The 19,606-nt window shown below is 64.7% G+C and carries 21 protein-coding genes; 9 read left to right on the forward strand and 12 right to left on the reverse strand.

Features of this window, described 5'->3' with window-relative positions; genetic code table 11:
- Positions 1-24: 24 nt before the first annotated feature.
- Positions 25-1,410 (reverse strand): MFS transporter, encoded by a 1,386-nt coding sequence (locus BH93_RS07385; protein ID WP_037171728.1) that lies wholly within the window; start codon positions 1,408-1,410, stop codon positions 25-27.
- A 67-nt stretch (positions 1,411-1,477) separates the two neighbouring features.
- Here BH93_RS07385 and soxR point away from each other — a divergent pair, with 67 nt between their 5' ends.
- Together soxR and BH93_RS07395 are read left to right on the forward strand one after the other, a co-directional pair.
- Positions 1,478-1,915, forward strand: coding sequence for a redox-sensitive transcriptional activator SoxR (soxR, locus tag BH93_RS07390; protein WP_179278300.1), 438 nt, complete (start codon positions 1,478-1,480; stop codon positions 1,913-1,915).
- 73 nt (positions 1,916-1,988) lie between these two features.
- On the forward strand, positions 1,989-3,602 hold the full coding sequence (locus tag BH93_RS07395; protein ID WP_037171727.1) for an alkaline phosphatase D family protein: 1,614 nt from the start codon (positions 1,989-1,991) through the stop codon (positions 3,600-3,602).
- A 60-nt stretch (positions 3,603-3,662) separates the two neighbouring features.
- Here the strand turns inward: BH93_RS07395 and BH93_RS07400 are convergent, their stop codons facing one another.
- Positions 3,663-4,229: a GNAT family N-acetyltransferase gene (locus tag BH93_RS07400; RefSeq protein WP_037171725.1), complete on the reverse strand. Its 567-nt coding sequence runs from the start codon at positions 4,227-4,229 to the stop codon at positions 3,663-3,665.
- Positions 4,230-4,304: 75 nt separating this feature from the next.
- On the reverse strand, positions 4,305-5,945 hold the full coding sequence (locus BH93_RS07405) for a GMC oxidoreductase (RefSeq protein ID WP_037171723.1): 1,641 nt from the start codon (positions 5,943-5,945) through the stop codon (positions 4,305-4,307).
- Positions 5,946-6,078: 133 nt separating this feature from the next.
- On the opposite strand from BH93_RS07405, the gene BH93_RS07410 reads away from it, so the two are divergent.
- Positions 6,079-7,014, forward strand: coding sequence for an endonuclease/exonuclease/phosphatase family protein (locus tag BH93_RS07410; protein WP_037171722.1), 936 nt, complete (start codon positions 6,079-6,081; stop codon positions 7,012-7,014).
- A gap of 6 nt (positions 7,015-7,020) precedes the next feature.
- Here the strand turns inward: BH93_RS07410 and BH93_RS07415 are convergent, their stop codons facing one another.
- The gene (locus BH93_RS07415) at positions 7,021-7,395 is read right to left on the reverse strand and encodes a VOC family protein (protein ID WP_037171721.1); all 375 of its coding nucleotides are present in this window, start codon (positions 7,393-7,395) and stop codon (positions 7,021-7,023) included.
- A gap of 39 nt (positions 7,396-7,434) precedes the next feature.
- Entirely contained in the window at positions 7,435-8,082 is a 648-nt protein-coding gene (locus tag BH93_RS07420) for a type 1 glutamine amidotransferase (protein ID WP_037171719.1), read from the reverse strand.
- A 10-nt stretch (positions 8,083-8,092) separates the two neighbouring features.
- Here BH93_RS07420 and BH93_RS07425 point away from each other — a divergent pair, with 10 nt between their 5' ends.
- Positions 8,093-9,085, forward strand: coding sequence for an MsnO8 family LLM class oxidoreductase (locus tag BH93_RS07425; protein WP_037171717.1), 993 nt, complete (start codon positions 8,093-8,095; stop codon positions 9,083-9,085).
- Here the strand turns inward: BH93_RS07425 and BH93_RS07430 are convergent.
- The gene (locus BH93_RS07430; RefSeq protein ID WP_037171715.1) at positions 9,061-9,969 is read right to left on the reverse strand and encodes a LysR family transcriptional regulator; all 909 of its coding nucleotides are present in this window, start codon (positions 9,967-9,969) and stop codon (positions 9,061-9,063) included. The two genes, BH93_RS07425 and BH93_RS07430, sit on opposite strands and share 25 nt — an antisense overlap.
- Positions 9,970-10,100: 131 nt before the next feature.
- Between BH93_RS07430 and BH93_RS07435 the strand changes: the two genes are divergently transcribed.
- Positions 10,101-11,423: an NAD(P)/FAD-dependent oxidoreductase gene (locus BH93_RS07435; protein WP_037171714.1), complete on the forward strand. Its 1,323-nt coding sequence runs from the start codon at positions 10,101-10,103 to the stop codon at positions 11,421-11,423.
- Here the strand turns inward: BH93_RS07435 and BH93_RS07440 are convergent.
- From BH93_RS07440 to BH93_RS07450, 3 genes are read right to left on the reverse strand one after another with little or no spacing between them, the layout of a single operon-like run.
- Positions 11,420-12,073, reverse strand: coding sequence for a response regulator (locus BH93_RS07440; RefSeq protein ID WP_037171712.1), 654 nt, complete (start codon positions 12,071-12,073; stop codon positions 11,420-11,422). The two genes, BH93_RS07435 and BH93_RS07440, sit on opposite strands and share 4 nt — an antisense overlap.
- Positions 12,074-12,086: 13 nt before the next feature.
- Complete coding sequence (locus tag BH93_RS07445; protein WP_165712659.1) at positions 12,087-13,379, reverse strand: sensor histidine kinase; 1,293 nt, start codon at positions 13,377-13,379, stop codon at positions 12,087-12,089.
- Between the two features lie 17 nt (positions 13,380-13,396).
- Positions 13,397-13,987, reverse strand: coding sequence for a hypothetical protein (locus tag BH93_RS07450; protein WP_037171709.1), 591 nt, complete (start codon positions 13,985-13,987; stop codon positions 13,397-13,399).
- A gap of 142 nt (positions 13,988-14,129) precedes the next feature.
- On the opposite strand from BH93_RS07450, the gene BH93_RS07455 reads away from it, so the two are divergent.
- From BH93_RS07455 to BH93_RS07465, 3 genes are all read left to right on the forward strand, one after another.
- Positions 14,130-15,425, forward strand: a complete 1,296-nt coding sequence (locus BH93_RS07455; RefSeq protein ID WP_037171708.1) for a hypothetical protein — start codon at positions 14,130-14,132, stop codon at positions 15,423-15,425.
- Positions 15,426-15,466: 41 nt separating this feature from the next.
- Complete coding sequence (locus BH93_RS07460) at positions 15,467-16,822, forward strand: outer membrane protein assembly factor BamB family protein (RefSeq protein WP_155290855.1); 1,356 nt, start codon at positions 15,467-15,469, stop codon at positions 16,820-16,822.
- Between the two features lie 84 nt (positions 16,823-16,906).
- Positions 16,907-17,107: a hypothetical protein gene (locus tag BH93_RS07465; RefSeq protein WP_037171706.1), complete on the forward strand. Its 201-nt coding sequence runs from the start codon at positions 16,907-16,909 to the stop codon at positions 17,105-17,107.
- A gap of 33 nt (positions 17,108-17,140) precedes the next feature.
- On the opposite strand, the gene BH93_RS07470 is transcribed toward BH93_RS07465, so the two are convergent.
- From BH93_RS07470 to BH93_RS07480, 3 genes are read right to left on the reverse strand one after another with little or no spacing between them, the layout of a single operon-like run.
- Positions 17,141-17,665, reverse strand: a complete 525-nt coding sequence (locus BH93_RS07470; RefSeq protein WP_037172179.1) for a SixA phosphatase family protein — start codon at positions 17,663-17,665, stop codon at positions 17,141-17,143.
- Positions 17,652-18,194, reverse strand: a complete 543-nt coding sequence (locus BH93_RS07475) for a GtrA family protein (protein WP_032380483.1) — start codon at positions 18,192-18,194, stop codon at positions 17,652-17,654. The genes BH93_RS07470 and BH93_RS07475 overlap by 14 nt, the downstream gene beginning before the upstream one ends.
- 60 nt (positions 18,195-18,254) lie before the next feature.
- The gene (locus tag BH93_RS07480; RefSeq protein WP_037171705.1) at positions 18,255-18,860 is read right to left on the reverse strand and encodes a TetR/AcrR family transcriptional regulator; all 606 of its coding nucleotides are present in this window, start codon (positions 18,858-18,860) and stop codon (positions 18,255-18,257) included.
- A 66-nt stretch (positions 18,861-18,926) separates the two neighbouring features.
- Between BH93_RS07480 and BH93_RS07485 the strand changes: the two genes are divergently transcribed.
- Positions 18,927-19,583 carry a GAP family protein gene (locus BH93_RS07485; protein ID WP_080738911.1) on the forward strand — a complete coding sequence of 219 codons (657 nt, stop codon included), beginning with the start codon at positions 18,927-18,929 and terminating at the stop codon, positions 19,581-19,583.
- The last annotated feature ends 23 nt before the right edge of the window (positions 19,584-19,606 follow it).

The raw sequence follows: 19,606 nt of genomic DNA on the forward strand, positions 1-19,606 counted from the left end.
GAATCGGATGGGGCCGCCCCGAACCTAAGCCCGCTGCGATCGCGCCGCCGCTGCCACGCCGATCAGTGCTACGGCCGCGAAGGTGAACAGCAGCAACTGAGCCGATCGCAGCGTCGATGATTCCCCGAGGTTCACCAGCACTCCCGCAAGGGCTGCGCCGAAAGCGTTGGCTATCAGTTGGACGGTATTGATGGCGGCCGAGGCTCGTGCGCCTTCGCCCGGTTCGGTGACCGATGTCATGGCACCGACCGCCAGGTGCGGCCACGCGATTCCTATTCCGACTCCCGCGACGATCAGACCCACCACCCACACGGTGATCAGGCCGGCGTTTGCTCGGTCGGTGAGAAACGTTGCCATGATGCACAATCCGACAGCGACGAGGATCGGTCCGCCGATGACGATGCGTCGTACGATGCGCGGAGCCGTGGCCGACGCGCTCGGAATCTCTCCGAGAGTCCAGCCCAATGCCAGTGCAGCTCCGAGGAATCCGGCCGCCAACGGTGCCAATCCGGCAAGTCGTTGGCCGAACAGTGGGACGAACGTTTCCACCGTCGATGCAACGGCGAGGACGACGATGGTCAGGTACACCCATTTCAGGGACGACGCGCTGAAGGTCGACGGCGGGAGAACGCCGTACGGTGCGCGCCGGTCCGCTGCGACGAAGGCGATCAGCAGCAGCGCTCCGGCCGCAACCATGGCTGCGGTGATCGCGAGATTCGGCATCACGCCGGCTACGCTCACCAGCAGTGCAGCCGTGGTCAGCAGGGTCAGCGACCATGTCGGTACCGGGCTGGACTCGGTGGGCTCGCTGGTGTGGGCCGGGAGCGCCTTGGGGACGAGGGCGGCCACCGCGAGTGCTGCGACGACGAGCACGCCGAAAGCCGACCGCCAGGCTCCGAACTGAGCGAATATGCCACCGATGGCCGGGCCAGTGAACGTTCCCACGCCCCACATGGCGGAGACCAACGCAGCTCCGCGAGTCCAGAGGTGTTGCGGCAGCGCTGCATTGATGACGGCATAACCGAGTCCGGCCAGTAGTCCACCTCCCGAACCCTGGATCGTTCGGCCCACCAGCAGGAGTTCCATCGTGGGGCTGACGGCGCACACCACGGTCCCGAGAGCGAAGATCGTCAGGCCGATGAGGTATGCACCGCGAGGTCCGCGGGCAGCCAGAACATTGCTGACCAGCATCGAGGAGATGACGGACGCAATCAGGAAAACCGTTGCAGTCCAGGCGTAGTAGCGTTGGCCGCCGATCTCGTCGATGGCCGTGGGCAGCAGGCTCGTAGTGAGATAGACGTTCGTGGCGTACAGCGCTACGCCGCCGGCGAGGACGGTTGCGGTGCCGACGTAGCGGGCGCTGAGCAGCTGCCGCCAGGTTCCGGTCGTGGGTTCGGTGGAGGGGTGCATGATGACGAAGGTTAGAATCTAAAGTGCACTTCAGGTCAAATCGATGGACCCGCTGGGAGGCAGCATGATCCGGATCAGCGATGAGTTGCTCTCGATCGGTGAGGTCGCGGCCAGAACCGGGGCCGCGGTGTCCGCGGTCCGGTACTACGAGACCCTCGGGCTCGTTCCCGCCGAGCGGACGGCCGGCAACGTACGAAAGTTCCCCCGGCACGCGATTCGGCGGATCTCGCTGATTCAGGTGGCAGTGCGGTTCGGAATACCGCTTTCCGAGGTGGCCGAGGTCTTTGCGTCCCTGCCGTCGGGCCGCACCCCGAACAAACGTGACTGGGCAAAGATCTCGGCTGCATGGAACCAGAGGCTGGAGGATCGCAAGCAGTCGATTGCGCGGATGCAGGAGGAGCTGACCGGGTGCATCGGTTGTGGATGTCTTTCGCTCAGCAAGTGCACCTTGCTCAACCCCGGCGACGAGCTGGGCAAGGCGGGCCCAGGAGCTCGACGCATCTGAAGGCCGCAGCGTGTTCACCTTGCCGTCGAATCGATGACGAGCGCAGTTTGCCCGGGCACGAGAGTCTCGACCAATGGTGAGACGGGGTAATGAGATTCGGATCGGTCAGGACATCTCCTTGCAGGCGGGGGCCACGCGCCGACAGTTTCTGACGTGGAGTGCGTTGGTAGGGGCGCTCGCCTTCACTCCTGGACTCGCGGGAACCACGGCGCACGCGCAGTCCGTCGTGACCCCCGACTACCCCTTCCGCCTCGGCGTGGCCTCCGGTGATCCGTTGCCCGACTCGGTGGTGCTGTGGACCAGGCTCGCCACCGATCCCTTTGCGCCGCTGGGCGGAATGACCCCGGGAGTGGTACCGGTGCGGTGGCAGATTGCGACCGACGAGAAGTTCGCACACATGAGCCGCGAGGGCATCGAGCTCGCCACCGAGATCGACGGTTGGTCGATTCACGTCGACGTCCGCGGGCTGGAGCCGGCCCGCGAATATTTCTATCGCTTCCTCGTCGGCCCACACGCGAGCCCGGTCGGACGTACCAGAACTGCACCGGCAGTGGGTCAGCCGCTGAGCAAGCTCGACTTCGCCTGGGCCTCGTGCCAGAAGTGGGAGGACGGGTTCTTCGGCGCGTACGGGGACCTGGCGGCCTCGAATCTCGACGTGGTGTTCTTTCTGGGCGACTACATCTACGAGTACGCGATCAAGGACGAGGGTGCGCGAAAGGGCGAGCCGCGCACCGAGTCGGCGGCGCGAGAAACCATGGTGCTCAGCGACTATCGCGACCGATACGCGATGTACAAGGCCGACGAGAATCTGGCTGCCGCGCATGCGTCGGCACCGTTCGTCTCGACGTTCGACGACCATGAGGTGGACAACAACTGGGCCTCGCAGATCAGTCAGGACGACGACGATCCGCGAGAGTTCCTGTTGCGCAGAGCCGATGCATTCAAGGCGTGGTGGGAGAACACTCCGGTGCGCGCGAATCTGAAGCCCGTGGGCCCGGACATGAAGGTCTATCGACGGTTCTCGTTCGGTGATCTGGTGGACTTCTCGGTGCTGGATACCCGGCAGTACCGCAGCGATCAGGCGCACGGGGACGGCGAGCATGCGCAGGACGCCGAGACGGCCGATCCTTCGCGCACCATTACCGGTGCGGCACAGGAACAATGGATCCTCGACGGGTTCGCGTCACCGTCGAGGTGGAACTTCCTGGCACACCAGACGGTCATCGCTGACCTTGCTCGGGGACAGGGCAACGATCGCAAGGTCGGCATGGATCCATGGAGCGGGTACGAGGCCTCGCGTCATCGCATTCTCGACGGAGCCAGGGATCGCGGAACGAAGAACGTGGCGTCGATCGTCGGCGACATTCACCGCACGATCGTGTCGGAACTGCGTCGCGATTACCAGGATCAAGTGTCGCCGATCCAAGGTGTCGAGATCGCGACCACGTCCATAGCGTCGGGCAAGGACGGTGCCGATGTCGACTCCACCGGAGCCGCCATCGCCGACGGTTCGCCGCACGTCAAGTACGGCAATGCCCGTCGGGGCTATCTTCGCAGCACGCTGACGAACACCGAATGGCGTTCGGAGGTAAGGGTTCTCGACCGCGTTTCCGAACCGGGCGCATCGGTGCGAACCGCAGCAACGGTCACCGTCCCCGAAGGCCGCCCCGACATTGAGCTGAGCTAGCTCGCGCAATGTCCGTGTGGCGTTCGACCGTTCGTCACCGATGCGTCAGAACTGCAGATCTCAATCCGTGGTGAATGTGCGGATCATGGACCACACTTCTGGTCCCTCACTCGGTGCGGTGTGGCTCGATATGCGGAATCCGTGCCGCTCGTACAAGCGCACGTTGCGTAGATCCGAAGTGTCCAGGGCCAAATCGGAGGTTGTTCGTCGGCCGACTTCCTCGATGGCCTTCTCCAGGATCCGTCCGCCGATCCCGTGCCCTTGCATGTGTGGTTGCACGCCGAGCGTTTCCAGTGTCCACGAATGCGACAAGGATTCGACGGAAGACAGTCGGTCGATCCGATCTCCGTGCAGTTCGATGATCCGCGCCATGAATTCGTCATCGGGTGCAGGTGCATCCGCGGGAAGTAGTGCCCCCACCCCGGCGTAGTCGTCCGTGAGCAGCACAATTCCGTGTCGATGCGCATGCTGTAGATATAAGTGTTGGAGTTCGAGCAGCCTGGTCGTGTAATCATCGGCCGGTATCACCCATCTCGTCCACGGGTAGTCGGCAAACGCCGCGCGCAGTGTTTCGGCGGCAGGCGCCAAATCATCGGTTTCCGCGAGTCGAGTTGCTGGATTGTGCATGAGTGAACCTTTTCGAGGGCAAGTCTGTACGCGACCGGAAACCGATATGTGCGGCTAGCGCCCGTCGCCCGTGTCTCAGCGCCCGTCGGCGATGATCTGTGCGACGTTGCGTTCGGCGAGCGCGGTGATCGTCAGTGACGGGTTGGCCGCACCGGTGCTTCCCGGGATCAGTGCACCGTCGACGACGTAGAGACCGGGGTGACCCTTCACGCGGCCGTAGTCGTCGGTGGCGTCGCCCAGTACCGCGCCGCCGAGTGGGTGGGCGGTGAAGGTGTCGTCGACATCGCGGGTGAACGGTTCGGCTGCGACGATGGTACCGCCGGCCTGCGCCATCCGATTCTGCACTGCGCGTAGGGCTTCGACGGTGTCGCGGCTGCCACCCTTGGGCCAGTTCAGGGTCAATTTGTTTGCGGCGGAATCGAATCCGAAGTTTCCGCGCAGTGGGTCGATGGTCATGCCGAGGGATCCGATGAATCCGAGGTTCACGGGAACGCCTGGCACGTACCAGTTCTCGACGGTCAGGGGTAGCCCGGAGTCGTCGACGATGCGGGATGCGCAGGGCGCACCTTGCGGTCCGGCAGACATCGGCCCGAGCGACCGCGTCATCGAGGCGTCGCCGTTGGTACCCCAGCCGGTGCCGACGAACTCGTTGAGATTCGCCAGCGCTCCGGTGGTGCGGGCGCGCATCAGCAGTTCGGTGGTACCGATGGATCCGGCCCCGAGGACGAGGGTGTCGCAGGTGACGGTGCGAGTTTCGACGACGTTGCCGAACGGGTCGAGGCGTTCGATCTCGACGCGGTAGCGGCCGCCGGATTCGGTGCCGATCGCCGCGACGCGGTGGCTGTGACAGACGGCCGCGCGGCCGGTGGCCTCTGCCTGGGGGATGTAGTTCTGAGTCAGGTCGTGCTTGGCACCGTTGGAGTTGCCGAACGTGCTCGCGCCGACGGTCGCGGACGGCCGAGACCGGCCGGCGATCTCGTCGCGCACGACGTTCCAGTTCCAGTTTCCGTCGACCGCTTCCGGGGTGAATCCTGCCCGTCGGGCATGGTCGTCCCAGGTGCGCGAGTGCGCGAAGTTCGGGCTGTTGTACACGTCCTCGGGCATCGCCGACGGCCGGAGCATCGAACGGGCCTTGGGGTACCAGGTGGCGGCCATCTCGTCGTAGCTCAGGCGTCCGCCGAAGGAGAGGTCGAAGAATTTCTTGTCGGGGGCGATGGTCACGCCGGTGTAGACGATCGAGCCGCCGCCGACGGCCGCGCCGCGCCAGACCGAGAGGTTCTCGTAGCGGGTGGTGTCGAGGACTCCGCCGAAGAGATCGACAGGTCCCACCGGGAGGCCGGTGATGTTGGTGAACGACGTTTGCTGCCACAGGCCGCGTCCGTCGGCCGTCATGTCGGCGGTGAAGATCTCGCGCCAGGGGTCTCGTGGCCAGCGCAGTCCGCGCTCGAGCACGGTCACCTGGGTGCCGGCCTGGGCCATACGCAGCGCGGCGGCGCTGGCACCGAATCCGGAGCCGACCACGATGACGGACGAGTGGTCCGGTGGGCGCGGCGGGTCGGCGAACAGTTCGGGAACGAGTGACCGGATTCGGTCGGCACCGAGGGGGAGTGCGCCGGCGGGGGCGGAACCCGGCAGGCCGGCGGAGCTCAGGGCCGGAGCGGCGGCAACGCCGAGCATTCCGGCAGCGGCCAACCGCAGCAATTGCCTTCGGTTCACGGAAAGTCCCCCTACTTGACTCACGGACAGCGTTGTCGATTCTGTCGTGTTTGCCGCGAGAAAGCGAACGGTTCGGTCGGTCTCGAGGATGCTTCCCAGCTCGGCCTCAGGTTTGCCTGTCAGACTTCCGCTTATGGTTTCGGCTTCGGTGGCTCTGTTGTTGCTTGTCACGGCGGTGGTCGGCATCGCGGCGCACCTCCTCGACTCGCGAGGACAGGGCATGCTCGTGGCCGCTGCGTTGGCACATGTCCTCATGCTCGCCGCTGTGCCCGGCACCGTGGTCGCAGGTTTCGCGTTCGGTTGGTGGGGTGTGGCGGCCGGCGCGGCGATAATGGCGAGCGCCGCCGCAACGCAGATGCCCCTACTGCGGCGAAGATCGACAACGAACTCCGACGCCTCGATTCTGACAGTGCTGCATGCCAACATCTGGCTGGGGCAGGCCGATCTCGACGCGGTGGTCGCGCTGGTCGACGAGCACCGCCCCGATGTGCTCACCCTCGTCGAGTTGACGCCCGAGGCGGACGCGCAACTTCGCCCCAGGCTCGCGGGGTCGTTGCCGCATGCGTACGTGAGCGCTGCCGCGGGCGGCGACGGAACCGGCATCTACAGCCGCTTCCCGCTCGTGGACCAGCAGCGCCACGACGGCTTCGTGACCGAGTTGCTCTCGGCGCGGGTGGAGATGCCGGGCCGCCCGCTCGTGTTCGCGGTGCATCCCGTGCCGCCGTGGCCGCGCGAACCGTCCGAATGGGTCCGCGAGCTTGGGCTGCTGCGGCAACTACTGGCCAAGATTCCCGCAGACGACGGTCCCGTGGTGGTCGCGGGCGACTTCAATGCGACGCAGGATCATCGGCGATATCGAGACCTGCAGGACGGGCGTTTCGTCGATGCCGCGGTGGCCACCGGAGCCGGCATGCTCAGGACGTACCCGGCGCACACCTGGCACCCTCCGGTCATCGCCATCGACCATGTTCTGGTGGCCGACATGGCGGTGCGTTCGGTCGAGGCCGTGACGATTCCCGGCTCCGACCACCGCGGCATCCTGGCTCGGCTGGCCTTCGGTCCCAGTTAGCGCTGCTCAGGACTGTGCCGGCAACTGCTGCACCGACCACTTGTTGCCGTCGGGGTCGGCGAAGTACACGAACGTGCCCCAGCCCTCGTCCTTGGGCGGGTCGATGGTCAGTCCGGCCGCGGTGAGGTGTTCGTAGGCGTCCTGGACGCTGTCCACGACCATCAGGATTCCGGCTCCCTTGCCCGGTTCGGCATCGGTGATGTTCTCGCCGATGGCGATGGAACACGCCGAGCCCGGGGGAGTGAGCTGGACGTACCGGATGCCGTCCCAGGGGCGAGCATCGTGGTCGGCGTTGAAGCCGATCGAGACGTAGAAGTCCTTGGCACGGTCCACGTCGGTGACGGCCAGGGTGACGAGTTCGAGCTTCATGGTGAGGTTCATGAATCAATGATGAGCGCCATTGCGGACATGTTCGGTCCGCTATGACACCTCGTCGAAGAATGTTTCGAGAATTCTTCGCCCGCCCTCGGCGACGCGACCGAGGACCTGTGCATTCGGTGCCGTTCCCGCAGGCATGTGTGCGTCGAGCATCGGTTGCTGCGCAGGCGTGAGCTCGACGTGGAACTGCAGACCGAGACCGCTGCCGAACCGGAACGCCTGATTCCGGTAGAGATTCGAGCTCGCCAGGAGCACCGCCCCGGCAGGCAGGTCGAACGTATCGGTGTGCCAGTGCACCACCGAGACCGACTCTGCTCCGAAGAGCGATACACCGGCATCGGTCGCGGTCACCTCTCCGGCGCCCAGCTCCGCGACAGGACCCCGGTACACCGCACATCCCTGCGAGGCGGCGAGGAGCTGCGCCCCGAGACACACCCCGAGCACGGGAATGTCCCGTCGCAGACACTCGGCAATCAAGTCTCGTTCGGCCCGCACGTGAGGGTGAGCGACATCGCCCCACGCATCCATCGGTCCGCCCAGCACGACCAACCCCGTGACCGCATCGGCTGAGGGCAACGAGTCCCCAATCGCCACCGCGACCACCGTGTAGTCGATTCCGCGTTCGGTCATGATCGTCCCGATCAGCGCCGGGCCTTCGGCATCGACGTGCTTTGCCACCCACCAACTCATACCCAGAAATATGCCCGACGCCCCGGCGGTTGTCCTAGCTGTGTTGCTTTCCCTCCTCGACAGATCCCGCACTCGATCCGGTACGGACGACGCCTCGGCGCTGCGTCATACCGTCGAACGGGCGGTGCACGCGGAGAAGATAGGGCTGCATCGGTTCTGGGTGGCCGAGCATCACGGTGTACCCGGCATCGCGTCGGGCGCACCGGCGGTACTGGCTGCGGCGGTGGCGTCGCGCACCTCACGCATCCGCGTCGGATCCGGGGGAGTGATGCTGCCCAACCATCAGCCGCTGATCGTGGCCGAGCAATTCCTGATGTTGGAGTCCCTCTTTCCCGGCCGGATCGATCTCGGCGTCGGCCGTTCGCTCGGGTTCACCGAACCGGTACGGGCAGCTCTACGCAGTGAGCACGCCGATACCTTCGATACCGACATCGCCGAATTGCGTTCGTATCTGGACGGTTCGGCACCGGTGACGGCGCGGCCCGTCACCGCGTCTCCGCCGGTCTTCGTTCTCGCGACCGGTGCGGGCCTGGAGGTCGCGGCCCGCGCCGGGCTTCCGGTGGTCGTCGGTGGACCGGTGTTGCACAAGACCGACCCATTGGCGATGTATCGCAAGAGTTTTCGGCCCTCGCCGGACAATCCTGAACCGTACGTGATCATCTCGCTCGACGTCACGATCGCAGCCGATACCGCCGACGCGCGCAGGCTCGCATTGCCGGAGGCGTGGGCCATGGCCAGGTCACGGCGCGAGGGTGAATTTCCGGCCCTGGAACCGGCGTCGGCGATCGATGAGTCGCAGTGGACTCCGCAGACGCGGAACCGAATCGAGGCGTCGTTGGCGTCGAGCATCCTTGGCACTGCCGGGCAGGTGCGTCCCCGGCTGGAAGAGTTGATCGAGCGCACCGGCGCGCACGAGATCATGGCTTCGACATCGACGTACGATCGCGCCGAGTTGTTCGACGCGGACGCCGCTTACGCTCAGCTCGCCGGTGCCGTGGGTTGAACAGGCTGAACCGGTGCCGTCGCCGCCAGGGCTGCCACGAGGTCGCGTTGGACGTCGGTGACCGGCTCGGTGGCGTCGACCACCGCCGAGACCGGTAGTTGCAGTCTTCGGTCGGCCTCGGTGCGGAAGACGAGACCGGTCTTGGGCGTGCTGTCGGCGGTGCTGGCGTACAGAATCGTCCAGCATTGCGGATGGTTGAGCAGTTCGGCGCTTGCGGTGTGATCCGACGCGACAGGCGGCCCGAACGTCAGTGGAAGCCCGCTGCGCTTCATCTCGCGTTCGATCACCCGGTGCAGCAGGATCTGCTCGCTGCGTTTGGGCAGCAGTAGCGGGTAGTCGGCGAGTTGGCGCAGGCTCGGATTGTCCTCGCCGGCCAGCGGATGCCCCTCGGCGAGCGCGACGACGAGATCCTCGGTCCACAGTTCGGTCACGTGCAGTCCCGAACGTTCGACGCTGCCGCGAATGAGCGCCACCTGGCAGTCCCCGGACGTCACCGCTTCGATCTGTTCTGCGAATCGTTTCAGCACGAAGTCGATCTCGGCGTCGGGATGGTGCTCGCGCACCGAGACGATGGCCGCGATGGCGTTCGCGGCGAAGGTCATGTTTCCGGTGAGGCGTAGTTGGTTTCGGCGGCGCGCCGTCAACGCCAGGGCGGCTTGCTCGAGTTCCACCATGTGCCGCGCGATGGAGACCAATTGTGCTCCCACAACGGTCAATCGAACGACGCGTGAGGTTCGCTCGAACAGCGGCTCGCCGATTTCTCGTTCCAGCTTGCCGATCTGCAGACTGATCGCGGACTGCGAGACGTAGCAGCGCTCGGCGGCACGCGAGAAGTTCAGTTCTTCCCCGACCGCGAGAAAGTACTTCAGCTGTCGCAGTTCCACGCGCGTCTCCAATCATGAGTTCTACTCATGGATGCTATTCCAACTTTCGCGTTGATAGACCACCGAGGTCGGAGTTTCATGGAGGTAGTTCTTCGTTTGGGAAAGGACTTGGGCTTAGAAAGGGATGTGCTGTGAAAACGTACGACGTCGTCATCGTGGGATCGGGATTCGGAGCGTTGGCTGCTGCCAAGTCTCTGGGCAAGGCCGGTGTGACGTTCTCGCTCATCTCCAGCACCACCGAGCACCTCTTTCAGCCGCTGCTCTACCAGGCCGCCACCGGAATGCTCTCGACGGGTGAGATCGCCCCGCCGATCCGACGCATCCTCGCGCAGTACGACTCCGCCGACGTCCGTCTGGGGCGCGTCGTCGACGTCGATCCCGAGGCACACCAGGTGACCTACATCGGTGCCGGGGAGAGCCACACCATCGGCTTCGGTCGGCTCATCGTCGCAACGGGTGCCACGCAGGCGTACTTCGGCCGCGACGAGTTCAAGGACCGCACGTTCGCGCTCAAGACCGTGGACGACGCGATTGCGCTCCGTGAGCAGATCCTGAGCTGCTACGAGACCGCGCACATGACGACCGATCCCGCCGCCCGCAAGGAGCTGCTGAGCTTCGTCGTCGTCGGTGCAGGCGCGACGGGCGTCGAATTGGCCGGCCAGATCAGGGATCTCGCGCACCGCTACTTCGCCGGCTCGTTCCCCGACATCGAACCGGGCGACGTCACGGTCACTCTCGTCGACGGTGTCAAGGAGGTTCTGCCCGCATTCGGCGGCAAGCTCAGCGCGTACGCCCGCACGAAGCTGGAGAAGTCGGGCGTCGACGTCGTCACCGGGGCCATGGTCACCGACATCGCCGACGACGTCGTGACCGTGCAGGATGTCGACACCAAGACGTCGCGTACCTACCCGGCAAAGACCGTCATCTGGTCGGCAGGCGTTCAGGCGAGCGAGTTGGCGGCCACGATCGCCGAGCGCACCGGATGCGAAACCGACCGTGCCGGACGCCTTCTCGTGCACGAGGATCTGACGGTCGGCTCGGCGAAGGACATCTACGCGATCGGCGACGTGACGTCGTTGAACAAGCTCCCCGGACAGTCGCCCGTGGCGATGCAGCAGGGCAGGCACGTCGCGAAGATGATCATCGGGAAGGTCGACGCCGGGACGCCGTTCAAGTACACCGACAAGGGCAGCATGTCGATCGTCGGCCGATTCAGTGCTGTGGCACGGTTGTTCGGCAAGGTCGACATGTCCGGACCGATCGCCTGGCTCATGTGGCTCGCCGTGCACCTGATGTACCTGGTCGGCTTCCGAAACCGCTATGTTGCCGTGGTGTCGTGGATGACCTCCTACATCGGCGACAAGCGACCGCACTTCCAGTACACCGACCACTCGGCCTCGCTGGTCGAGCGCGCCGGTGAGACTGCGGATGACGAGGAACGAAAGGCAGCCTAGCTGCTCACCAGGCCGTTGCGGTAGGCCCAGATAACCACGTGGACTCGGGTGTTGACGTCGAGTTTGCGACAGATGTTCCCGACGTGAGTTTTCACGGTGCTCTGTTCGAGGTGCAGGGCCCGGGCAATCTCGTTGTTGCCCAGGCCCTGCGACAACAGTTGCACCACTTCCATCTCGCGAAGACTCAGATCATGTTGCGGTGCAACGTAAGTGTGTGGCCTCGGCGCGCCCCGGCGGGCGAACTCCGTCATCAGACGCGGGGTCAGGCGGGGTGAGAGCACCGCACCGCCGCCGGCCACGGTGACCACCGCGTCGGCGAGCTCGTCGGGATCGGTGTCCTTGAGCAGAAAGCCGGATGCACCACTGTCGAGCGCCGCGAACACGTACTCGTCGAGGTCGAACGTGGTGACGACGATGATGCGGATGGTGTCGAACCGCGCCAGAATCTCCCGTGTTGCGGTCAGTCCGTCTCCGTTCGGCATCCTGATGTCCATCAGTACGACGTCGGGGCGAAGGTCCGTAACCTGTTGCACGGCATGCTTTCCCGAGGTTGCCTGTCCGACGACGTGGATGTCGGGATGGCCGGCCAGGAACAGCTCGAATCCCTGTCGAACCACGGGCTGATCGTCGGCGATCAGGACGGTGATCATGTTGGCACCCCGATCATGCAATCAGCTCTGCGGGCCGGGAGATCTTCCCGTTGACAGGCAGCCGAGCGCGTACGGACCATGCCGTTCCGTCGGCCGACAATCCGGCGTCGAGGGTTCCTCCGAGCAGTGCGGCTCGCTCCTGCATTCCCGGGATGCCGAAACCCTGCCCCGCCGATTCGCGTCGGCCGGAGGCGTCCGAGGTGATCGTGTTGCTCACGGTCACCTCGATGGCCGACGAACGATCGGATACCTGCACGGTCACATCGCAGTTGGGCGCATGGCGTCGGGCATTGGACAACGCCTCCTGAACGATGCGGTAGCACGTCAACTGCACGGCGCTGTCGGTGTCGCCTGTGTCTCCGGCGGTGTGTATCCCGATGTCTACCGTGATGGACGCGAACGACATTCGTGATTGCTCGATCAGACCGGGGATGTCGGCGATCATCGGCTGCGGTGCGTTCTGGTCGGTGGTGCTCGGGCGCAGGATGCCGACGATCTGGCGCAGGCTGTCGAGGGTGCGCTGGCCGTGTCCGATTGCACCGGTGAGCAGTTCGCGTGCCTGCTCGGGGTCGCTCGTGATGAGAGTCTTGGAAGCCTTGGCTTGGATGAGCATTCCGGTCAGGTGGTGGGCAGCGACGTCGTGGAGTTCGCGAGCCATGGTTCTTCGTTCGTTGTCCAGTGCCGCATTCAGTTGTTGTCGGTGTTCCAGTTCGGCTCGGTCCAGTGCCGCCTCGTTCTCGAGTTCCTGGGTCCGGTTGCGCGCGATGTATTTTCCGAGTGCGATGAGTACCGTGTAGTTGATGATCAGATTAGCCACCTGCTCGGCCACCACGCCGATCGTTCCACCGGGGCCTGCTGCGGCATCCGGAAAGGACAGGCGGGTGTCGACGCTGACGGCGATTTCGAGGATCAGCCCGAGTGTGAGGGGTGCGAACAGGCGTAGCCCGGTCACCCGAATGGCCAACGCGGCGATGGCAAACCAGTAGAGCGGGGTGAACCCGAGAGTGCGGTCGGGCAGAACCTGAATCAGCGCGACACTGATGGCTACCACCGTCAGATAGGACGTGACGGGAAACGACCGGCGTGCACACGTCACAGCAGTCATCGCGATGGTGGCGACGACACTCACCGCGATCAGGGCTGGGCTGCCGACGAGTTCGTCCCTGGTGTCACCGACCATGCCCGTGGAGAGCTGGAACCCGGCATAGAAAACGGTGGCCAGTAGCATCTCGATCGGCAGTACGGCGGGATTGAGCGGCCGCCACGCGGGTCTGAACCTGCGCAGCATCGTGGAACCAGCCGGCACCCGCGAACCTCCCAGCATCAGTGTCGACTCCGTTCTCCTGCAGTATCTTTCGAGCTCGCATCTTTCGAGTCTGTGTTCTTGGAACCCAGCACCCACAGTGGTCCGGTCACGAACCAGAAGAACGTGATGACGCCGAGCGGTTGGATCACGGTCTTCAGCGCTGCTGCCTGCTCCGAGTCTGCCACGGTGTACGCGAGTCCGTAGGTGATCGCCAGAGCGATCGCCGCTGCGCACAGCCACTTCACGAATCCTCGGATCTCGTTGCGGTAGGCCTGCGGGCCGCTCTTGGGAGGCTTCACCGGTGCGGGGCCGCCCGCGAATCGGTGCGCGAAGCGCACATCGAGCCAAGCCACGGTGGAGTGCGCGAACACGACGGTCCAGCCGAGGTAGATGCCGGCGAGACGGTGGGCGAATTCGACCTCGCCGCCGCGGTGCAGATCCAGGGCCACCGCCGCGACGAGGACAAGATCGAGTATCGGGAGGAGGGCGAGCGTGATCGTGCTGGCGCGTCTCATGCGTGCCAGGTAGCGCAGGCACAGTCCGCCGATCACCAGTACCCAGAAGCCGACTTCGCAGACCGCGATCGTGATCAGAATCGGATTGTTCATGGACCCGATCTCACCGCAGCCGACGTGCGCGCGATACCCCCGCAGTCGCGTCGTACCTGGTGGTTCGGCCGAAGGTACGACGCTGCGCTCCACCGAAAGTCGTAGCCGGGAGCTGTGCACCAGGCGGGCTAAGCTCTTCGGCGTGATCCGCTTCGGAGTGCTCGAACGTCAACCGAGGGTCTTTTGGGTCTTCGTCTCGGTGACGGTCCTGGCACTGGGAGTGATCGTCGTCGACGTGCGTGCGCCGGATTCCGATGACGTCGCGATTCCTGAGACCCCTGGGTCGACCCACTTCGTCTCGGAGTCTTCTGCTCCCAAGGACCCGTCGGCGACTATCCCTGGGTGTGACGCGGTTGTCGCCCCGGATGGGCAGACAGTGGCCTTCTATCAGTCGCTCGAGGAAACCTACGACAATCCGCGTTACCCGTGGTTTTCCGGCCGTAAGGCAACTGCCTTGTCCGACGCGCTCGCGAGGGCGCTGCCCGAAGGCACGGCCATCGAGTTCGCAGCGCCCGGGACGAGCGCGTTCGGCACGGAGTCGGCCCTTCGTTTCGGTCCCGTTCAGGGGCCTTCCCCCGACAGTGCGGTGGACGACCCGTCGCTCTTCGCGAGCAGCACCGCGGCCGGCCTGCTGATCCGCGACGGTAGAGGCGTCGACGTAACCGTCACGATTTCGAAGCAGACATACGGCGTACCGCCCTGTATCGGTGGCAGTCTCGACCGCAGACAGGTGCTGGGAGACGGCACGGTGGTCGACGTGTTCGAGTCCGTCAGCGAAGGCGGTGGCAAGAGTGCGGTGGTCAGGTCGGTGTCGTCGTATGCACCCGACGGGACCAACCTGCAGATTCAGGCGAACCAATTCGTGTCCACGGACGACGCTGTGTCGATGGACGATTTGGTGTCGTTGGTGTCGAGGAGCGATCTCCGCATCGACGCCCCGATACCGCACGGAACCCGCTCGGCACCGCCACCGTGCGGCACGCGCGCAGGGGTACAGGACGGGCCGCCGGTGACCGCGGCAGATGCCGACCGCCTCGGTAGTGCCCTGGACCACGCCCGCGTCCGCGCTCTTCGGGCCGTCGTTGCATTCGACCGGCCCTTGGCGCCGATGCAGCGCGGGTATTCCGCGGTCGATACGTTGTGTGCAACAGGCACGATCGTCACTCCCGAATCGAAAGGTGTTGTGAGCGTCTCGATTACGGGTGGTCAACCGCTTCCGGAGTTTCCCGACAAGTACGACCCGGCTGCCGATCGCTCGGTCGACACGGTTCGCCTGCCCGATGGATCGATCTCCGAGCGATCGAAGCGCGGCGTCAGGACCGTCACTGTGACCCGGCCGTCGGGCACTCGTGTTCGTATCTCCTCGACGTCCGCAGGCGAGCTCGTCAGCGTCGACAATCTGGAGTCCATCGCGACCGCACCGGGTCTGGACCTGTGAGCGTGCGGTGGCCGGTGTGGCTCGCGGGCACTGCGGCGGTCGTGACTGTCATTGCTGCCGTGATCGCCGTGCAGGACGACCCTTCGCCTGCGGTTGCGACTGCACCGAACGTGGCGGCCACGACGACCTCGGTCGTTCCCCGTGCGCCGGAGGTCCAGTGGTCCAGATCTGCAGAAGATGTCTACGGCCGCGAATTCGCGCAGTTCAGTGATCCGGGCGCGGGAAGCCAGAACTATCCCAGCGCAGCGTCGTTCATCGATGCAGGCGAGGTGTATGTCGCCTCTGTCGGCCTACCCGATCCCTCTACCGGTAACTTCGACGCCCCCGCGCTGGTGGGTCTCGATGCAACGGATGGATCCACCGTGTGGCGGCGTGACGACTTCCGAGTGGACTCCTGTGCGGACCAGCTTCTGTTCGGAAATCTCGTGTGCGTGTCTACCAGCGAATCGGAGAACCCGGATTCGCAGATCGTCGTGGTGAACGCTATGACCGGCGAGGAGCGCTCCGTTGCTGCGCCGCAGCGGATCCTTGCGGTCGGCACCGATGGATCCTCTCTCTACACGGTCAATTCGACCGTGACACCGCAGGGTTACGAGGGAACTCCGCAGATCAAGAGGGGCTCCATCGACGATGTCGGCCGCGATTGGGTCAGCGAGTTTCCCGGCGTGGCCATCTACGCAGGTTCGCCGAGCTCGGCGATCACCTTCGACGGTACATACGGCCTGGGTCGATTCGGTTCGACCGCAATAGGATTCGACTCGGCCACCGGGGCGATTACGTGGTATCGGGGTTATCCCGACAGTTGCGTGCAGCAGCCGTACCGGGTGAAACCGGCGCTGGTGATCATGACCGAGTTGGTGTGCTCGTGGTCGGAGGCATTCACCGGCACCGCCGCTGTCACTTCCGATGGTCGAGTTCTGGCCAGGTCATCGACGCCGATCTATCCCTATCCCGAGATCGATTCTCCTGCTGACCTATCCCTGCCGATGATCGTCGGTGATACCGCGTTCGACCGTTCGACCGGAGCGTTCGTCTGGTCGAATCCCGCACTGGCGTCGACCAACGGTGTGGCCGTCGTGGGGGACGTGGTGATCGCCCGTGCTTCTGGAACCGCTCACGTCACGGCACTGGATCTGAGAACCGGGGCGATCCGCTGGGAGAACGACCCGGAGGATTACTATCCGATCACCGCGTACGCCGATGGTCTTGCGTACTCCACGGCGGGCGGCATCGTGGAATCGATTGCTTTGCAGGATGGCTCGACTCGTCGACGGGTAGAGATCGAGCCGACGCCCGATCGTTTCGGATCCGATCCGTACCTCGGATCGCGAGTCACGCAATCCAGCGATGGGCTGGTGTATACGTCCACAGCCACGATTGCCTTGGTCGACCCGTAGACGATGCAAAGTCCCCTTCATACGCGACAGGTCTACCCTGGAATCACGCATACAGGACACGTAGGCAATACCAGGGAGTCCGCCATGGCAGGCAAGAAGATCGACAGAGTGCACGCACAGTCCGCGTTGGAGACGGTTCGCGAGAATCCCGGCATCGCATTGATCGCCGCCGCACCTGCACTGGTGGTGCTGGCAGTGGTGTGGTGGCTGCTCGGGTTCCCCGCGGCGCTGATCCTGTTGCTCGCAGCAGGCGGTGCCGGCTACCTGTACCTCAGGAACCGCTGATCACCTAAAGCACTGACTTCCGACAAACGCTGACTACTGATCCGCGCGCGGGATGCAGAACTCGGTGATCGTGGCCGAGCTCGCTGCGAGCTCGGCCCACGATTTTTCGGTGGTGAGCACTGCTATCGCAGAAGTGGGGAAGCGGTGCCGAACCTCGCGGGCGACGTCGGTGTCATCGTCTGCCGCCAATTCGAGTGCAGTCCAAGGGATTCCGGGCTCGTGCCCGACGACCAGCAAGGTCGATACCGTCACGTCGTCGAAATACGTGTCGGCGAGACGGATTTCGTCGATGATCTCGTCTGCGGATCCGCCGTAGATGTCGCGCTCGAACCGGGTGGGAGCATCGCCCAGACCGGTGGCGGCCAGGGTTTCGCGAGTGCGCAGGGCCGTCGAACACAGCACTGCGTCCACGCGGCCGACGTGCTCGGCAATCCAGGCTCCGGCAAGTCCCGCCTCGCGTTCGCCGCGCGGCGCCAACGGTCGCTCGTGGTCGGGAACGCCGTCGGGGTAGCCGGATTTGCCGTGCCGCATCAGCACGAGGGTCCTAGAGGTCGCCATGCCGTCCACCGTAAACGGTCAGAGGCGCAGAATCGGGGACAACATTCACCGGTTCCGGGAAGACGAACTTGCGCATTGCCCACCATCGGAACGCGGTCGCCAGCAGTGTGCCGATGATCGAGCCGCTGACGAAGTCGGCGATGTTTTCGGTGAGGAAGGACACGTTCGGAGCGCGCAGATCCAGCATGTAACTGGACACCCACAGCGGTAGCTGGTTGATTGCCAGGCCGGTTCCGGCGACGGCGAAGAACAGCGCGGCCTCGTGGTGTCGCCGACGTCCGCCGCGGGCGGTGAACGACCATTCCCGGTTGAGGATGTACGACACGATCGTCGCGATCAGCACCGCCAGAACGTTCGCTGTCACCGGCTTGTCCTGCAGGATCGTCCACTTCAGGCCGAAGAACAGTACGACGGTGACGACGAAGGTGATCGCTCCGACGATGAGGAACTTGAGAGCCTCGGCGTGCTTGACGAGGGGCTCGAGCCAGCGCTCGGGAACGTGGTCGGTGAGACGGTCGGACACATGCATCCCATCGACGTTACCTCGAGTAACGGATCTGGCCGGATTCGTCGCGGCTGCGAAGACCGGCTAGAGCCGCGTCGTCAGGTAGTACCGCAGCAGTCGGCGCACCTCGTCGGATGGGAGTTGTTCGGGATACGTCACTGCGTGCAGCGTGAGCCCGTCGACGTAGATGTGTAGTTCGGTGACGGCGTACTCGTCCGCGTCGCTTCCGAACGAGAATTGCGGCGAGTTCGGCAGATCCAGATCGCGTAGGTGCGCCCACGCGAGTCGGCACAGGTACCGGCTCCCGAACCATCCCGCGGTCTTGAGGGCGGCCAACCGGTCGTCGAATCGGGCTCGGGCGATCGCCTCGAGCCATACCGACGCCTCGACGCGGCGGTTCTCGTCGAGTGGGAGCATTTCTTCGAGGACTCGGACAGCGCGCGCCAGTCCGTCACCCTCGGTGGGGTGTGCTTCCAACCGATGCACGATGCGCTGCGTCATGGCCTCGGCTGCGAACAGCACGAGTTCTCCTTGGTCGGAGAAGTAGTACCGCAGTGATCCGGGGGAGACGCCGGCCTCGGCGGCGACGCTGCGCACGGTCGCCCCGTTCATTCCCGCTCGCTCGATCACGCGCCAGACGGCGGCGACGATCTCCGATCGGCGAGCTTCGTGGTCGACGATCTTCGGCATCGGTCTGTTCTAGCACGTGTGGATTTTTCCGACACAGATGTGTGAAATAGATGTTATGGTACAGCTGTGTTTTTTAACGTGGTCGGGCTGGCATTGGTGGACAGCATCGGTGTCGGCACGCTCGTCGTCCCGCTGTGGATGATGGTGCGGCCGTCGTTCCGGGTTCGAGGGGTTCTGTTGCACCTGAGCGTGCTGGGGCTGCTGTATCTCGGAGTCGGGATCGCGCTGCTGACGGTGTTCAAAGATGCGAATTTTGCCCTTATTGCCCATGCCGTACCCGGAAATGCGTGGGTGCGGATCACTGTGGGTGGTGTCGTTCTGCTCGCGGGGCTCGTCTGCGATCGACGGCGTCGACGCCCGAGTGGTGCGTGGTGGATGCGGGCACCTGCGAGTGCGCGAGGGGTGGTCCTCCTCGCTGTTGCAGTGGGCGCGGTCGAGGTGTCGACGATGCTGCCGTATGTCGCCGCGATCGAGGCGGTGGCCGCATCCGCACGGGGATGGGCATTCTCGGTCGCGATTCTCGCGATCTACGTACTCATCACCCTGCTACCGGCTCTGGTTCTGCTCATCGCCAGAGTCGCTGCATCGCAACTTGTTTCGTCACTTCTCTGGCGTCTGATGCACCGCGTCGAACGCTGGAGCCAGGACGTGGTGGTGACGGTACTGATCGTCGTGGGTGCGTTGCTGGTCGCAGATGCGGCCGTCGAGATGAACCTGGTGTGACGTCGGCCCCGGTCGACCCGAGG

The sequence above is a fragment of the Rhodococcoides fascians A25f genome (assembly GCF_000760935.2).
In the GTDB taxonomy this organism is placed as follows: domain Bacteria; phylum Actinomycetota; class Actinomycetes; order Mycobacteriales; family Mycobacteriaceae; genus Rhodococcoides.

What these genes read in the sequence shown, in the direction of transcription:
- BH93_RS07385 (WP_037171728.1), bottom strand. Translation starts at nt 1,410, where the DNA reads ATGCACCCCTCCACCGAACCCACGACCGGAACCTGGCGGCAGCTGCTC.
- BH93_RS07395 (WP_037171727.1), top strand. Translation starts at nt 1,989, where the DNA reads ATGGTGAGACGGGGTAATGAGATTCGGATCGGTCAGGACATCTCCTTG.
- BH93_RS07400 (WP_037171725.1), bottom strand. Translation starts at nt 4,229, where the DNA reads ATGCACAATCCAGCAACTCGACTCGCGGAAACCGATGATTTGGCGCCT.
- BH93_RS07410 (WP_037171722.1), top strand. Translation starts at nt 6,079, where the DNA reads ATGGTTTCGGCTTCGGTGGCTCTGTTGTTGCTTGTCACGGCGGTGGTC.
- BH93_RS07415 (WP_037171721.1), bottom strand. Translation starts at nt 7,395, where the DNA reads ATGAACCTCACCATGAAGCTCGAACTCGTCACCCTGGCCGTCACCGAC.
- BH93_RS07420 (WP_037171719.1), bottom strand. Translation starts at nt 8,082, where the DNA reads ATGAGTTGGTGGGTGGCAAAGCACGTCGATGCCGAAGGCCCGGCGCTG.
- BH93_RS07425 (WP_037171717.1), top strand. Translation starts at nt 8,093, where the DNA reads ATGCCCGACGCCCCGGCGGTTGTCCTAGCTGTGTTGCTTTCCCTCCTC.
- BH93_RS07440 (WP_037171712.1), bottom strand. Translation starts at nt 12,073, where the DNA reads ATGATCACCGTCCTGATCGCCGACGATCAGCCCGTGGTTCGACAGGGA.
- BH93_RS07450 (WP_037171709.1), bottom strand. Translation starts at nt 13,987, where the DNA reads ATGAACAATCCGATTCTGATCACGATCGCGGTCTGCGAAGTCGGCTTC.
- BH93_RS07465 (WP_037171706.1), top strand. Translation starts at nt 16,907, where the DNA reads ATGGCAGGCAAGAAGATCGACAGAGTGCACGCACAGTCCGCGTTGGAG.
- BH93_RS07470 (WP_037172179.1), bottom strand. Translation starts at nt 17,665, where the DNA reads ATGGCGACCTCTAGGACCCTCGTGCTGATGCGGCACGGCAAATCCGGC.
- BH93_RS07475 (WP_032380483.1), bottom strand. Translation starts at nt 18,194, where the DNA reads ATGCATGTGTCCGACCGTCTCACCGACCACGTTCCCGAGCGCTGGCTC.
- BH93_RS07480 (WP_037171705.1), bottom strand. Translation starts at nt 18,860, where the DNA reads ATGCCGAAGATCGTCGACCACGAAGCTCGCCGATCGGAGATCGTCGCC.